Here is a 12,974-nt window from a genome sequence, read left to right on the forward strand (position 1 = left end):
AACGCTACCGGGGTTTCACATTTCAGCGCGCGGGGATCCCCAGGAGGTTGCGTGCCTCACCCGGGGTGAGCGGCGGGCGCTGCGCGAGCCGGGCGAACGCGGACGCGCGGGCGACGAGCTGGGCGTTGGACTCGACCGGCTGGCCCTTGGCGTAGGTGACCGTGTCCTCCATGCCGACGCGCAGGTGGCCGCCCGCGCCGAGCGAGGTCAGCAGCACCGGCAGGGTGGCCCGGCCGATGCCGGTGGCCGAGAACGTGGTGCCCTCGGGCAGCTCGCGCAGGGCCTGCTGGCAGGCGACGAGCGCGGCGGCGGTGCCGGGCATGCCGCCCGGCACGTTCATGACGAAGTCGACGTGCACGTGGCCGCCGGCGGGCAGGCCGTACTTGTCGAGCAGGCGCTGCAGCGACCACAGCTGGCCGAGGTCGAAGATCTCGTACTCGGGCACGACGCCGCGCTCCTGCATCCGGGTGTGCAGGTCGACGATGAACTCCCAGCGGTTCATGAACACGTCGTCGCCGAAGTTGACGGTGCCCATGGTGCAGCTGGCCATGTCCGGGCCGGCGTCGAGCACGGCCAGCCGGGCCGACTCGGGGTCGTGCACGGAGCCGCCGGACGACAGCTGCACGATCAGGTCGGTGCTGGACCGCAGCGCCGCGACGGTCTCCCGCAGCCGGATCGGGTCCAGGCTGGGCTGGGCGTGCTCGTCGCGGATGTGCACGTGGATCACGCTCGCCCCGACGGCCTCGCACTCCTTGGCGGTGGCGACCAGCTCGTCCAGGGTCACCGGCAGGGCCGGGACGTCAGCCTTGGCGGATTCCGCGCCGGTGGGCGCGACGGTGATCAGAGTGCCGTTCGTCATGGGCGCATCCTGTCATATTTTCAGTCAGGGTCGATAGCGGCCGTGGATTCTCCCGCAGTGAGGGGGGTGTCGCCGGAAATATTGCGTTTGAGGACGGCCAGGGCGATCGGCCCGAGCTCCGCGTGGCGGGCCGCGGTGCCGACGAATCCGACGGTACGGCCGCCGGCCGTGATCTCGGTGCCACGCGCCGGGAGCTCGTCCGTGGCGATGCCGTCCAGGTGCAGCAGGCGCAGCGCGCGCGGCGGCCGGCCCAGGTGGTGCACCCGGGCCACTGTCTCCTGGCCCCGGTAGCAGCCCTTCTCCAGGTGCACCGCGGCGGCGGTCAGCTCGACCTCGGACGGCAGCGTGCGGTGGTCGGTGTCGACGCCGACCCGCGCCTGCTTCGCCGCCGCGCGCAGCGCCTCGTACGCCCACAGCCCGGCCGGGGGCAGCTCCAGCGCGGCCAGGGTCTGCTCGGCGCTCTCGCGCGGCAGCACCAGGTCCAGCACGGGCACGTCACCGAGCGCGTGCCGCCGCACGAACCCGCCGCCGGGCAGCGGGCTGACCGCGTAGATCGTGGTGGGCCGGGGCGGCACGGCGCCGGTGTGGAACTTCGGCTCCGGCACCGGCAGCACGTCCGGCTCGGCGGGCACGGCCACGCCGAGTCGTCCTGCGGCGGCGAGCGCACCCGGTCCGACGAGGCTGTATACCGCGTACTCGGCAGGCTTGATCTCGACCTGGGTGAAGAAACGCATCTTGGTCAGGAAGCCGACCACGGCGTCGCTCGTGCCCGGCTCGACGTCGACCCACAGGGTGCCGTCCAGCTCGGTCACCCACAGCTCGTGCTCGATGTGCCCGTGCGGCGAGAGCACCAGCGTGCGGGTGCCCTGGCCGTCCGCCAGGTCGGTGAGGTGCTGGGTGGTGAGGTTGTGCAGGAAGCTCAGCCGCTCGGGGCCGGTCAGCGCGAGCACCCCGCGGTGCGAGCGGTCCACCAGCCCGGCCGCGGTGAGCAGGGTGCGCTGCTCGCGCAGCGGGTCGCCGTGGTGCGCCGCGACCGGCGCGTCCGGGGAATCGGGGTCGAAGTGACCGACCAGCACCGGCGTACCCATCACGCACATCCTCCGCACAGTCCGAACAGCGCCACGTGCCCGATGTCCATCCGGAAGCCGCGTGTGGTCAGCAGCCGCTCGGCGAGCGGGGCCAGCTCGCTCTGCTCCAGTTCGGTGACCGTGTCGCAGCTGCGGCACACCAGGTGCACGTGCTGCACGACGGCCGCGTCGTGGTACGTCGGCGCGCCGTGCGACAGGTGCACGTGGGTCACCAGCCCGAGCTCCTCCAGCAGCTCCAGGGTCCGGTAGACGGTCGTGATGTTCACCCCCGAGGCGACCTCGCACACCGCCGCGTGCACCTGCTCGGGCGTGGCGTGGACGAGCTGGCGCACCGCGTCGAGCACCAGTTGCCGCTGGGGGGTGAGCCGCAGACCGCGATCGCGCAGCAGATCGGCCAGCTCGGCGGAGCCTTGTTCGGGCATCGTCCGATCATAGTTCGCCCCCCGATCCCCCTCCGAAGTAAGGAAGGGCACCTTCTTATCGTTATCCGTAGTAGAAGGTGCCCTTCCTAACCCCCTGGTGGGGACGCGTAGCATTCCGGCCGTGGTGCAGCCTGTTCTCGTGGTCCAGGGCCGTGGCGTGGTGCCGGCCGACACTCCCGTGCTCCGTGCCGACGACCTCGGCGTGCTGCGCGGCGACGGGGTCTTCGAGACCATGCACGTACGCCCCGACGGCCGCGGCGGCACCGCCCCGTGGCTGCTGGACGAGCACCTGGCCCGGATGGCCCGCTCGGCCGCGCGCATGGAGCTGGCGCTGCCCGCCGAGGACGCGCTGCGCGAGCTGGCCGCGCTGGCCTGCGCGCAGTGGCCCGCGCACGTCGAGGGCGCGCTGCGCCTGGTGTGCACGCGCGGCGCGGAGGCGGCCGCGGCCACCGGCGGCCCGGTGACCTGCTTCGCCACCGTCAACCCGATCGGCGCCGCGACGCTGGCCGCGCGCCGCGACGGCATCTCGGTCGCCACCATCTCGCTCGGCTACCCGGCGGGCGCGCGCACCGCCGCGCCGTGGCTGCTCGGCGGGGTGAAGTCGCTGTCGTACGCGATCAACATGGCCTCGCAGCGCTGGGTGCTGGCGCAGGGCGTGGACGACGCGCTGTGGGTCTCCGAGGACGGCTACGCCCTGGAGGGCCCGACCTCCACCCTGGTCTGGCGGACCGGCGACGTGCTGAACACGGTGCCCGTGGAGTCCACCGGCATCCTGCCCGGCACCACCGCCCGCCACCTGCTCGACAACGCGGCCGACCTGGGCCTGAGCGCCGCCGAGCGCATGGTCACCCCGGCCGGGCTGGCCGCGGCCGACGGGGTGTGGCTGCTGTCCAGCGTGCGCGGCGTGGCCGAGCTGCGCGCCATCGACGGCACGGCGCTGCCCGCCTCGCCGCACACGGAGAAGCTGCGCGGCTACCTCGGCTTCACCAACCTGGGTTACTGAACGATCCCTCAGGTGACGTAGCCTGCGGAGCATGACCACGCAGGCGTATCTCATCGACGCGGTCCGCACCCCGTTCGGCCGCCACAAGGGCGGGCTGTCCGGCGTACGCACCGACGACCTCGCCGCCGCCCCGCTCGTCGCGCTGCTCAAGAGGCACCCCGAGCTGGATCTGGCGCAGATCGAGGACGTCATCCTCGGCGACGCCAACGGCGCCGGCGAGGACAACCGCAACGTGGGCCGGATGGCTGCGCTGCTGGCCGGGCTGCCGGTGACGGTGCCCGGGGTGACCGTGAACCGGCTGTGCGCCTCCGGCGCCGAGTCGATCGTGCAGGCCGCGCGCGGTGTGCGCGCCGGGGACCTGGACCTGGTCGTCGCGGGCGGTGTGGAGAGCATGAGCCGCGCCCCGTTCGTCATGGCCAAGCCCGACGTCGCGTTCCCCGGCGAGGCGAAGCTGTGGAACACGCAGCTCGGCTGGCGCATGGTCAACCCGCTGTTCCCGGACGACTGGACGGTGCCGCTCGGCGTCGCCGCGCAGCAGGTCGCGGCCGAGTTCGGCATCGGCCGGGAGGCGCAGGACGCCTGGGCGCTGCGCTCGCACCAGCGGGCCGCCGCCGCATGGGCGCAGGGCCGCTTCGACGACAGGGTGGTCGAGGTCGCCGGGGTGACCCGGGACGAGTCGGTGCGCGCCGACACCAGCGCCGCCGCCCTGGCCAAGCTGCGCCCGGCGTTCACCCCCGACGGCGCGGTGACCGCGGGCAACTCCTCCCCCGTCAACGACGGCGCCGCCACGGCCCTGATCGGCTCCGCCGCCGCCGTCGAGCGGCTCGGCGTACGGCCGCTGGGCCGGATCGTAGCGAGCACCGTGGCGGGCGTGTCGCCGGAGCGTTTCTCCACCGGCCCGGTGCCCGCGATCCGGGCGCTGCTGGCCAAGGCCGGGCTGGGCTTCGGCGACATCGCCGCGTGGGAGATCAACGAGGCGTTCGCCGCGATGGTGCTCAGCTGCCTGCACGAGCTGCCCGAGATCGACCCCGAGCTGGTCAACGTCGACGGCGGCGCCATCGCGTACGGCCACCCGCTGGGCGCGTCCGCGCCGCGCGTGATCGTGGACCTGTGCCACACGCTGCGTGCCCGCGGCGGCGGCTACGGCGTTGCGGCGGCGTGCATCGGCGTCGGGCAGGGGCAGGCGGTGCTGGTGCATGTCGAGTAATCCGTTCGACCTGCTGCCGCCGGAGCAGCGGGCCCGGTTCGAGCAGCTGGCCCGCGAGTTCGCGGAGTCGGGGCAGGAGCCGGCCGTGCCCCGCGAGGCGTCGACCGTGGTGCTGATCCGGCCGGACCGCACCGTGTTCCTGATCCGGCGGATGCGGGCGATGGCGTTCGGCGGCATGTGGGCGTTCCCCGGCGGCTCGCTGGAGCCCGGGGAGACCCCGGCCGACGCCGCCGTGCGCGAGATCGAGGAGGAGACCGGGGTGACGCTGCTGCCCGCCGCGCTCACCCCGTGGGACCGCTGGCTGACGCCCGTCTTCGAGCCGCGCCGCTTCGACACGTGGTTCTTCCTGGCGGCCATGCCGGACGGCCAGGACGCGGCGCTGCCCGAGTTCGAGGCCGACCGGGCCCGCTGGGTCACCCCCGAGCAGGCCGTGGCCGAGCACGCCGCCGGCGAGCTGCCGATGCTGCCGCCCACCCTGGTCACGCTGCGCGCCCTGACGGCGTACCCCACGGTCTCGGACATGCTCACCGCGCCCCGAGACGTCTCCACCCCCTACATGCCCACCCTCTGACCTATGCGCGAAGCTCCCGCCCTGCTGTCAGCGCAGAGCGGGAGCTTCGACGATGTGACCGGGGCTCAGCCGAAGCGGCCGGTGATGTAGTCCTCGGTGCGCTTGTCGCCGGGGTTGGTGAAGATGCGGCCGGTGTCGTTGAACTCGACCAGGCGGCCGTGGCGCACGCCGGCCTCGTCCAGCTCCGCGGTGAAGAACGCGGTGTGGTGGCTGACGCGGGCCGCCTGCTGCATGTTGTGGGTGACGATCACGATGGTGTACGTCCCGGCGAGATCGTGCATCAGATCCTCGATCTTGCCGGTGGCGATCGGGTCGAGCGCGGAACACGGCTCGTCCATCAGGATCACCTCGGGCTTGACCGCGATCGCGCGCGCGATGCAGAGCCGCTGCTGCTGGCCGCCGGACAGGGCCAGGCCGCTGGACTTCAGCTTGCCCTTGACCTCGTCCCACAGGGCCGCGCCGCGCAGCGCCTGCTCGACGCGGTCGTCCATGTTGTCCTTGATCCCGTTGATCTTCAGGCCGTAGGCCACGTTCTCGTAGATCGACTTCGGGAACGGGTTCGGCTTCTGGAACACCATGCCGATCCGGCGGCGCACCTGGATCGGGTCCACGTCGGCGGCGTAGAGGTCCTGCCCGTGGAAGGTGACCTTGCCGGCCACGCGGGCGCCGTTGACCAGGTCGTTCATGCGGTTCAGCGAGCGCAGCACGGTGCTCTTGCCGCAGCCCGACGGGCCGATCAGCGCCGTGATCTGGTGCTCCCGGATCGCCATCGTGGTGCCGCGGACGGCCTCGTAGTTGCCGTAGAAGACGCTGACGTTCTCCAGCTGCATCACCGGCTGTGCGGAAACGGCGGGCATGGCGGGCGCGGCTCCCGGGAGGAGGGTGGACAGGTTGAAGTCGGTGCTCATGGTCATCCTCAACGTTCCTTGATGGCGAAGCGGCTGGAGATCAGGCGGGCGGCGACGGTGAACACCAGGACGATCACCATCAGCGTGAGCGCCGCGCCCCAGGCACGTCCCTGCGCGGCCGGGAAGAACTCGCCCGCGTTCTTGAAGATCTGCGCGGCGAGCGTCGTGTTGTCGCCGGACAGGCTCCAGTTGCTGACGAACGTGGTGCCCGCGACCAGCACCACCGGCGCGGTCTCGCCCGCGGCACGGGCGATCGCCAGCATGATGCCGCTGACGATGCCCGAGATGGCGGCGGGCAGCACCACGGAGACCGTGGTCTTCCAGCGCCGGGCGCCGAGCGCGGCGCTGGCCTGGCGCAGCTCGTCCGGGACGAGCCGGAGCATCTCCTCGGTGCTGCGGATGATGATCGGCAGCATGAGGCAGCCGAGCGCGAGGGCCGCCGCGAACCCGGACTGCTCCTTGACCAGCAGCACGTACGACACGTAGACGAACAGGCCCATGACCACCGACGGGACGCCGGTCATCACGTCGGCCATGGTCCGGATGAGCCGGGCCAGCGCGTTCTGCTTGCCGTACTCGTTGAGGTAGATCGCGCCGAGCACGCCGAGCGGGATCGACATGGCGGCCGCGGCGCCGGTGATGATCAGGGTGCCGGCCACCGCGGGGCCCATGCCGCCACCGGCCCGGCGGGCCGAGTTGGGGATGTCCTCGATGAGGAAGTCCCAGCTCATCACACCGGCACCGGCCTCGATCACCTTGTAGATGACCAGGCCCAGCGGCACCAGGGCGACCAGCAGGGCGAACACCATGAGGCCCTTGGAGACGCCGTCGACCACGCGGCGGCGCAGCGGCAGCGCGGAGCGCCGCAGGTCCGCCGGGGCGGGCGCGGACGCGGCCGGACGGGCGGCGGTGGTGGCGGTCATGCCGCGGCTCCCTTCATCCGGATCTCCGCGCGCCGCACGACGACCCGGGCCAGGAGGTTGATCAGGACGGTGATGATGAACAGGACCACGCCCATGCCGATCAGGGCCGCCCGGAAGTCACCGGTGGACTCGCCCCACTGGTCGACGATGATGGCCGGCAGCGCGTACCCGCTCTCGAACAGGTTCGCGGTGATCTGCACGGAGCTGCCGATGACCAGGGCGACCGCGATGGTCTCGCCCATCGCCCGGCCGAGACCGAGGATGACCGCGCCGACCACGCCGCCGAAGCTGTGCGGGAGCACCGCGCCCTTGATCATCTCCCAGCGGGTGGCGCCCAGCGCCCAGGCCGCCTGCTTGTCGGAGTCGGGGACGGTCGCGAAGACCTCCCGCGAGATGGACGTGATGATCGGGATGATCATGACGGCGAGGATGAGCCCCGCGGTCATGAAGGTCCGGCCGCTGCTGCGCGGCTCGCCGAACAGCGAGCCCAGCCCCGGCACCCCGCCCACGACGTCGTGGATCCCCTGGTAGACCGGCACGATGGCCGGCGCCAGGACCAGGATGCCCCACAGGCCGAAGACCACCGAGGGCACCGCGGCCAGCATGTCGATCAGCGTCACGATGGTGGCGCGCAGCTTCGGCGGGGCGAGCTCGGTCAGGAACAGCGCGATGCCGATCGACACCGGGACGGCCACCACCACGGCGATCGCCGACACCACCAGCGTGCCGTACAGGAAGGCGAGCGTGCCGTAGACGGGGCCGCGCGGGCCGTCGCCGTCCGGGTCGTTCGGGATCCATTCCGTGCTGGTGAAGAAGTCGGCGGAGAACGCGGGGAAGGCCTCGTTCACGGTCGTGACGAGGATCAGCGCCAGAATGATCAGCACCGCGAGGCCCGCGAACACGCAGACGGCCCAGAAGAGCCGATCGGCGTGGCGGCCGCGGTCCTTCCGGGTCAGCTGAGCGGATTTGTCAAGCACAGTCATCTCTACTCCGAGGGGTGGCCTGCTGAGGCCGGTGCGGCGGATCCGGGTGGACCCGCCGCACCGGTCGTGCTCAGGTCAGATCAGCTTCAGCTGATCTTGTCCAGCTGGGCGAGCGCCTTGGTCTGCAGCTCGGCCGGCAGCGGCGCGTAGTGCAGCTCCGCGGCCAGGTCCTTCGTGTCCTTCAGCAGGTAGGTCACGAACGCCTTGACCAGTTCCTTCTGCTTGGCGTCGGGGTAGGTGGTCTTCACCAGCAGGTAGGTCGGCGCGGTGATCGGGTAGCTGTCGGCGCCGGCCGCGTTCAGCGGGTTGAAGGTCAGGTCGTCCTTGATCTCGGCACCGGCGAGCGCGGCGGTGGCGGCCTCCAGCGTCGGCTTGACGAACTTGCCGTCCTTGTTCTTGATCGCGGCGAAGGTCAGCTTGCCGTCGGTGGCGTCGGCCAGGTCGACGTAGCCGATGCCGCCGTCGGCGGCCTGGATCAGCTGGGCCACACCGGTGTTCTTCTGGCCGCCCTGGGTGTCGGCGGGCCACGCCACGGTGTCGCCGCTGCCGAGCTTCCAGGTGGTCGGCGCGGCGGCGGCCAGGTACTTCGTGAAGTTGTTGGTGGTGCCCGAGCCGTCGGCCCGGTGCGCCACGGAGATGGCGGTGGCGGGCAGGGTCACGCCCGGGTTGTCGGCGGCGATCTCCGGCGCGTTCCAGGTCTTGATCTCCCGCTGGAAGATCTTGGCCAGGGTGTCCGCGCTCAGCTGGAGGTTGTCCACGCCCTTGAGGTTGTACGAGATGGTGATCGGCGCGGCCACGGTCGGCACGTAGAGGAAGGTGCCCGCCGGAACGCCGTCGGTGTCCTTGACCGTGCTGTCGGAACCGGCGAAGTCGGTCAGGCCGGAGCCGAACTCCTTCTTACCCGTGCCCGAGCCCACCGAGTTGTAGGTGACCTTCAGGTTCGGGGCCTCGTCCTTCAGGGAGGTGATGACCTCCTGGTAGTACGTGTTCGGGAAGCTCGCGCCGGAAGCCTTGAGCTCACCGGACAGAGCGGCCAGCCCGGAGCCGGCGCCGGCCGACGGGTCGGTCGCCGGGTCCTCCTTCGAGGAGCAGCCGGCCAGAGCGAGCGCGGCGATAGCAACGCCCGCAAGCGCGCGCCGAGAGAGCACGTTACGGTTCACTTCAGGGGTGCCTTCCTAGTCAGGGATACGGCCGTCGCCGGCCTGACCCCGACATTGCACGCCCCAGGTGGACGGCTCTCCCGTCTCAGGTGAACTCAGGGTGAACAGGCAAAACAGCAGCGGTGACGGACCGCGCAGCAAGGCGTGGCCGGGAAGTGAACGCGCTCATACCGCACCGGCCAGGTCGGCCAGGGACAACGCGCCGGTGCCGGGTGCCGTCGCGACCAGCCCCAGCCGCCCGTCGCGCAGGTCCCAGGCCAGCACCCGGCGCCGCAGACCCGGCGGCACGCCCTGCCCGCCGGTGCAGCTCAGCAGCAGCCGCCGCCGGTCCAGCCAGCCCAGCAGGCGCACCTCCCCGGCCGCCGCCTCGTCGACGGCCAGCACCCGGCGCAGCGCGCCCGTGGCCGGCTCCAGCACGGCCACGGCGGCTCCGGCCATCAGGCCGTGCGGTATGCAGCGGCGGGCGACCAGACCCCCCGCGCCCGCGACCGTGAACCCGGTGCCCAGGAACGGACCCAGGTACGGGGCGCCGTCGCCGGCGATCACGAAGCTGCGCCTCCGGCGGGTGGCCAGGTCGGTCCGGCGCAGCACGGCCGGCCCGCCGGAGGCGTCCCCCGACAGCACCTCGAACAGCGACTCCGGCCGCTCCGGGCCCGGCGCACGGCGTACGGCCGCGACGTCGCGCGCGTCCAGCGGGACGGGCAGCAGGCGGCCGGTGGCCACGTCCATCAGCGCGTCCACCCCGAGCAGCAGCAGGCCCGGGGCCACCCAGCTCATGGCCAGCGGCCCGCGCGGGTAGGACCGGGCCCGCCCGGTCGCCAGGTCGACCACCCGCACCCCGGCGGTCTCGGTGAACGCGGCGTACGACCCGTCCGGCGACAGCGAGCCCTCCTCGAGGCGGGCGCCCACCCGCTCCTCCACCGAGTCGACCCGGCACCAGCTCCCGTCGCGCCCGAGCGCCAGCACGTACGCCGACCGGTCCGGCACCAGCAGCGCCAGCGCCTGCCCGACCGGCCGCTCGCTCAGCGCGGGCAGCGACTCCGGCGCCACGGGCGGCACGAGTTCGCGCGGCAGCCGGTCGACCAGCGCGCGGGGTGCCCTGGCCTGCTCCCCCGCGTCCGGCAGGCGCTCCACCCCGGGTAGGTCGATCACGAAGCTCGGCGACGCGGACCGCGGGGACGGGAACGGCCGTACGCTCAGCTCGCCCTGCTCGCCCCGCCGGGACCACTCGCGGATCCCGGTCGCGACCAGGGCGGCTCCGGCGATCCCGCCGGCCAGCAGCAGGCGGCGCCGCACCAGCGCCCGGCCCCGCGTCCACAGCGCGGCGGCCTCGTCCGCCGGGTCGGCGGCGAGGTCGTCCCACCGCTCCGCCGGGGCCCGGTCCAGGTCGAGCCGCACCCGGTGGCGCGGCGCGGCGTCGCGCACCTCGCGCTCGAAGAGCCGGTGCAGGTAGCGGTCGGCGGCGGCGCCGGGCTCGGCGTGATACTCCTCGTCGGCGGCGCGCAGCCGGGTCCAGCGCAGCGCGACCAAGACGAGCAGCTCCCGGGCCAGCGCCTCGGCCGACGCGTCGTCGCCGTGCAGCTGCCGCGCGGCGTGCGCCAGCGGCGGCAGCCGCCGGGTGGCGTACTCGACGAAATCGGCGGGCACGGGCGGCGGCGCGGCGGTGGCCATGCCTAGATGGTGATGGATCTCACAGCGGTGCGGAAGGGGCCGCTTCAGCTTCGCTGGAACAGCACGTCGGTCGACCAGCGGGCGAAGCCGAGCCGCTGGTACAGCGCGGTGGCCGCGGTGTTGGACTCGTCGACGTACAGCATCACCTGGTCCAGCCCGCGGGCCCGCAGGTGCCGCAGCCCGGCCGCGGTCAGCGCCCGGCCCAGGCCGGTGCCGTGCGCCGACGGGTCCACGCCGAGCACGTACACCTCGCCGATGGGGTCGTGGTGGTGGGTGCGGCCGCCCGCCTCGGCGTCGCGGCGCAGCTCGCCGTGCACCTTGGTCCAGTGGAACCCGGCCAGCGCGCCGCCGCGCTCGGCGAGCAGGAAGCCGTCCGGGTCGAACCACGGCTCGGCCATCCGCACCCGCAGGTCGCGCAGCGTCCACCGGCCCTGCTCGGGATGGTCGGCGAAGGCGCGCGCGTTCAGCGCCAGCCACGGCTCGTCGTCCACGCCCGGCCGGAACGGCCGCAGCGCCACCCCGTCCGGCAGCTCGGGCTGGGGCACCTCGGCGAACAGGGAACGGCGCATCTGCCACAGCACCCGCGCCCGCCGGAAGCCCAGTGACAGGGCCAGTGCACTGGCGGAGGGGTGGTCGCCGTGCGCCCACAGCCGCAGCCGCCCCGCCGGGTCCGCCTCGGCCGCCGCCGCGATGGCCGCGGTGACCAGGGCGCGGCCCAGGCCGTGGCGGCGGCGCAGCGGGTGCACGACCAGCTCCGCGGACGGTCCGTCCACCGCGTCGGTGGTGTCCACGTGCGCGTAGCCGGCCAGCTCGCCGTCGGGCGTGCGGACCACCAGGTGCACCGCGGGGGCGTCACCACCATGCCGCAGGTGCAGCACGGTGTGTTCGGACAGGGGGTACGCCCCGTCGGTGTCCCCGGCCGCGCGCGCCAGCTCGGCGACGGCGGCGACCTCGTCCGGTGTCAGCCGGTCGCGCCGCTCGGCATGCCCGATCATGGCGCCAGCGTAGCCGCCTGCGATTAAAACGGATCGCGCTCGCAAGGCGGGCGGACGCGCGTCACATACGGGAACGGCTCGTGCCCGCGGCGGTGAGTCGCGGGCACGAGCCGAGCAGAGATCGTGCGGATCAGCGGGACGGCAGCTCGGCGAGCAGTTCGGCGGCCTCGGCCAGCTCCCGGTCGGCCAGCTGCTGGCGCGAGGACGGCACCACGAACTTGTAGCCGACCTGGCGCACGGTGCCGATCATCGCCTCGTACTCCGAGCCGAGCTTGGCGCGCAGCCGCCGCACGTGCACGTCGACGGTGCGGGTGCCGCCGAAGTAGTCGTAGCCCCACACCTCGCGCAGCAGCTGGTCGCGGGTGAACACCCGGCCGGGGTGCTGCGCCAGGAACTTCAGCAGCTCGAACTCCTTGTAGGTGAGGTCGAGCGGGCGTCCCTTGAGCTTCGCCGCGTAGGTGTCCGGGTCGATGGTCAGCTCGCCACCGCGGATCAGGCCCCCGGCGGCGGCGGTCGCCGAGGTCAGCCGGCCGACGGCCAGGCGCAGCCGGGCCTCGACCTCGGCGGGTCCCGCCCCGGCCAGGACCACGTCGTCCACGCCCCAGTCGGCGTTGACGGCGACCAGCCCGGCCTCGGTGACCACCGCGATCAGCGGCACGCCGATCCCGGTGGCGTGCAGCATGCGGCAGGTGGCGCGGGCATCGGAGAGCTCGGAGCGCGCGTCGACCAGCACGGCGTCCGGACTGGGGGCCGACACCAGGTTGCGCACGTCGCGGGGTGCGGTGCGCACGGTGTGCGGCAGCAGGTCGAGTGCGGGGAGCACGGCCGACGGCTCACCGGCGCGTGCGGTGACCAGGAGCAGGATTTCCACGGATCGCCTCCGTCCTCGCGGCTGGGCCGCGCGAGCAGCACATGGGGGCGTGGCTGGCCTCACGTCGGTCCCGGCGTCGCTGACGGGCGGGTAAAGCTGAAGCATAGTCGAGACCAATAGAAATACCAGCACCTCATACATTTGTCACTCATCACGGCTGCGCATTGCCGAATGTTTCGAGCAGCTTTCGCGCTTGTCGCAAGCAACGCCGGTCAGCTCGCCCCATTCAGCCACCGGTGAGGTGCGCTCTTGGGGGGTGAGGTGGCACGATCGTTGCGTGCTCGGTTCCCCTCCCGATGACAGCGTCCGTAAT

At 72.8% G+C, this 12,974-nt stretch carries 13 protein-coding genes; 3 read left to right on the forward strand and 10 right to left on the reverse strand.

The annotated features are described in order from the left end of the window. Nucleotides 1-22: 22 nt before the first annotated feature. From CS0771_RS04560 to CS0771_RS04570, 3 genes are read right to left on the reverse strand one after another with little or no spacing between them, the layout of a single operon-like run. Nucleotides 23-859 carry a 3-keto-5-aminohexanoate cleavage protein gene (locus CS0771_RS04560; RefSeq protein WP_212839910.1) on the reverse strand — a complete coding sequence of 279 codons (837 nt, stop codon included), beginning with the start codon at nt 857-859 and terminating at the stop codon, nt 23-25. Between the two features lie 20 nt (nt 860-879). After that, nucleotides 880-1,947 carry a folate-binding protein YgfZ gene (locus CS0771_RS04565; protein WP_212839911.1) on the reverse strand — a complete coding sequence of 356 codons (1,068 nt, stop codon included), beginning with the start codon at nt 1,945-1,947 and terminating at the stop codon, nt 880-882. Continuing rightward, entirely contained in the window at nt 1,947-2,369 is a 423-nt protein-coding gene (locus CS0771_RS04570; protein WP_212839912.1) for a Fur family transcriptional regulator, read from the reverse strand. The genes CS0771_RS04565 and CS0771_RS04570 overlap by 1 nt, the downstream gene beginning before the upstream one ends. Before the next feature lie 121 nt (nt 2,370-2,490). On the opposite strand from CS0771_RS04570, the gene CS0771_RS04575 reads away from it, so the two are divergent. From CS0771_RS04575 to CS0771_RS04585, 3 genes are read left to right on the forward strand one after another with little or no spacing between them, the layout of a single operon-like run. Next, nucleotides 2,491-3,372: an aminotransferase class IV gene (locus CS0771_RS04575; protein WP_244870599.1), complete on the forward strand. Its 882-nt coding sequence runs from the start codon at nt 2,491-2,493 to the stop codon at nt 3,370-3,372. 31 nt (nt 3,373-3,403) lie between these two features. Further along, a complete protein-coding gene (locus CS0771_RS04580) occupies nt 3,404-4,579 on the forward strand; it encodes a thiolase family protein (RefSeq protein ID WP_212839913.1) in 1,176 nt (391 codons plus the stop codon). Continuing rightward, on the forward strand, nt 4,569-5,150 hold the full coding sequence (locus CS0771_RS04585) for an NUDIX hydrolase (RefSeq protein WP_212839914.1): 582 nt from the start codon (nt 4,569-4,571) through the stop codon (nt 5,148-5,150). Before CS0771_RS04580 ends, CS0771_RS04585 begins: the two co-directional genes overlap by 11 nt. 65 nt (nt 5,151-5,215) lie before the next feature. On the opposite strand, the gene pstB is transcribed toward CS0771_RS04585, so the two are convergent. The 7 genes from pstB to CS0771_RS04620 form a co-directional block, all read right to left on the reverse strand. Continuing rightward, nucleotides 5,216-6,007, reverse strand: a complete 792-nt coding sequence (gene pstB / locus CS0771_RS04590) for a phosphate ABC transporter ATP-binding protein PstB (RefSeq protein WP_244871306.1) — start codon at nt 6,005-6,007, stop codon at nt 5,216-5,218. A gap of 59 nt (nt 6,008-6,066) precedes the next feature. After that, nucleotides 6,067-6,981: a phosphate ABC transporter permease PstA gene (gene pstA / locus CS0771_RS04595; protein WP_212839916.1), complete on the reverse strand. Its 915-nt coding sequence runs from the start codon at nt 6,979-6,981 to the stop codon at nt 6,067-6,069. Further along, nucleotides 6,978-7,964 carry a phosphate ABC transporter permease subunit PstC gene (pstC, locus tag CS0771_RS04600; RefSeq protein WP_212839917.1) on the reverse strand — a complete coding sequence of 329 codons (987 nt, stop codon included), beginning with the start codon at nt 7,962-7,964 and terminating at the stop codon, nt 6,978-6,980. The genes pstA and pstC overlap by 4 nt, the downstream gene beginning before the upstream one ends. 86 nt (nt 7,965-8,050) lie before the next feature. After that, nucleotides 8,051-9,112, reverse strand: a complete 1,062-nt coding sequence (pstS, locus tag CS0771_RS04605; protein ID WP_244870600.1) for a phosphate ABC transporter substrate-binding protein PstS — start codon at nt 9,110-9,112, stop codon at nt 8,051-8,053. Between the two features lie 177 nt (nt 9,113-9,289). Continuing rightward, a complete protein-coding gene (locus CS0771_RS04610) occupies nt 9,290-10,795 on the reverse strand; it encodes a hypothetical protein (protein ID WP_212839919.1) in 1,506 nt (501 codons plus the stop codon). A 44-nt stretch (nt 10,796-10,839) separates the two neighbouring features. Further along, nucleotides 10,840-11,790 (reverse strand): mycothiol synthase, encoded by a 951-nt coding sequence (gene mshD, locus CS0771_RS04615; RefSeq protein ID WP_212839920.1) that lies wholly within the window; start codon nt 11,788-11,790, stop codon nt 10,840-10,842. A gap of 130 nt (nt 11,791-11,920) precedes the next feature. Beyond that, nucleotides 11,921-12,661, reverse strand: coding sequence for a response regulator transcription factor (locus tag CS0771_RS04620; RefSeq protein WP_212839921.1), 741 nt, complete (start codon nt 12,659-12,661; stop codon nt 11,921-11,923). Nucleotides 12,662-12,974 lie beyond the last annotated feature (313 nt).

Source organism: Catellatospora sp. IY07-71 (assembly GCF_018326265.1).
In the GTDB taxonomy this organism is placed as follows: Bacteria; Actinomycetota; Actinomycetes; order Mycobacteriales; family Micromonosporaceae; genus Catellatospora.

What these genes read in the sequence shown, in the direction of transcription:
- CS0771_RS04570 (WP_212839912.1), bottom strand. Translation starts at nt 2,369, where the DNA reads ATGCCCGAACAAGGCTCCGCCGAGCTGGCCGATCTGCTGCGCGATCGC.
- pstC (WP_212839917.1), bottom strand. Translation starts at nt 7,964, where the DNA reads ATGACTGTGCTTGACAAATCCGCTCAGCTGACCCGGAAGGACCGCGGC.
- CS0771_RS04580 (WP_212839913.1), top strand. Translation starts at nt 3,404, where the DNA reads ATGACCACGCAGGCGTATCTCATCGACGCGGTCCGCACCCCGTTCGGC.
- CS0771_RS04585 (WP_212839914.1), top strand. Translation starts at nt 4,569, where the DNA reads ATGTCGAGTAATCCGTTCGACCTGCTGCCGCCGGAGCAGCGGGCCCGG.
- pstB (WP_244871306.1), bottom strand. Translation starts at nt 6,007, where the DNA reads ATGCCCGCCGTTTCCGCACAGCCGGTGATGCAGCTGGAGAACGTCAGC.
- CS0771_RS04565 (WP_212839911.1), bottom strand. Translation starts at nt 1,947, where the DNA reads ATGGGTACGCCGGTGCTGGTCGGTCACTTCGACCCCGATTCCCCGGAC.
- CS0771_RS04610 (WP_212839919.1), bottom strand. Translation starts at nt 10,795, where the DNA reads ATGGCCACCGCCGCGCCGCCGCCCGTGCCCGCCGATTTCGTCGAGTAC.
- CS0771_RS04560 (WP_212839910.1), bottom strand. Translation starts at nt 859, where the DNA reads ATGACGAACGGCACTCTGATCACCGTCGCGCCCACCGGCGCGGAATCC.
- mshD (WP_212839920.1), bottom strand. Translation starts at nt 11,790, where the DNA reads ATGATCGGGCATGCCGAGCGGCGCGACCGGCTGACACCGGACGAGGTC.
- pstA (WP_212839916.1), bottom strand. Translation starts at nt 6,981, where the DNA reads ATGACCGCCACCACCGCCGCCCGTCCGGCCGCGTCCGCGCCCGCCCCG.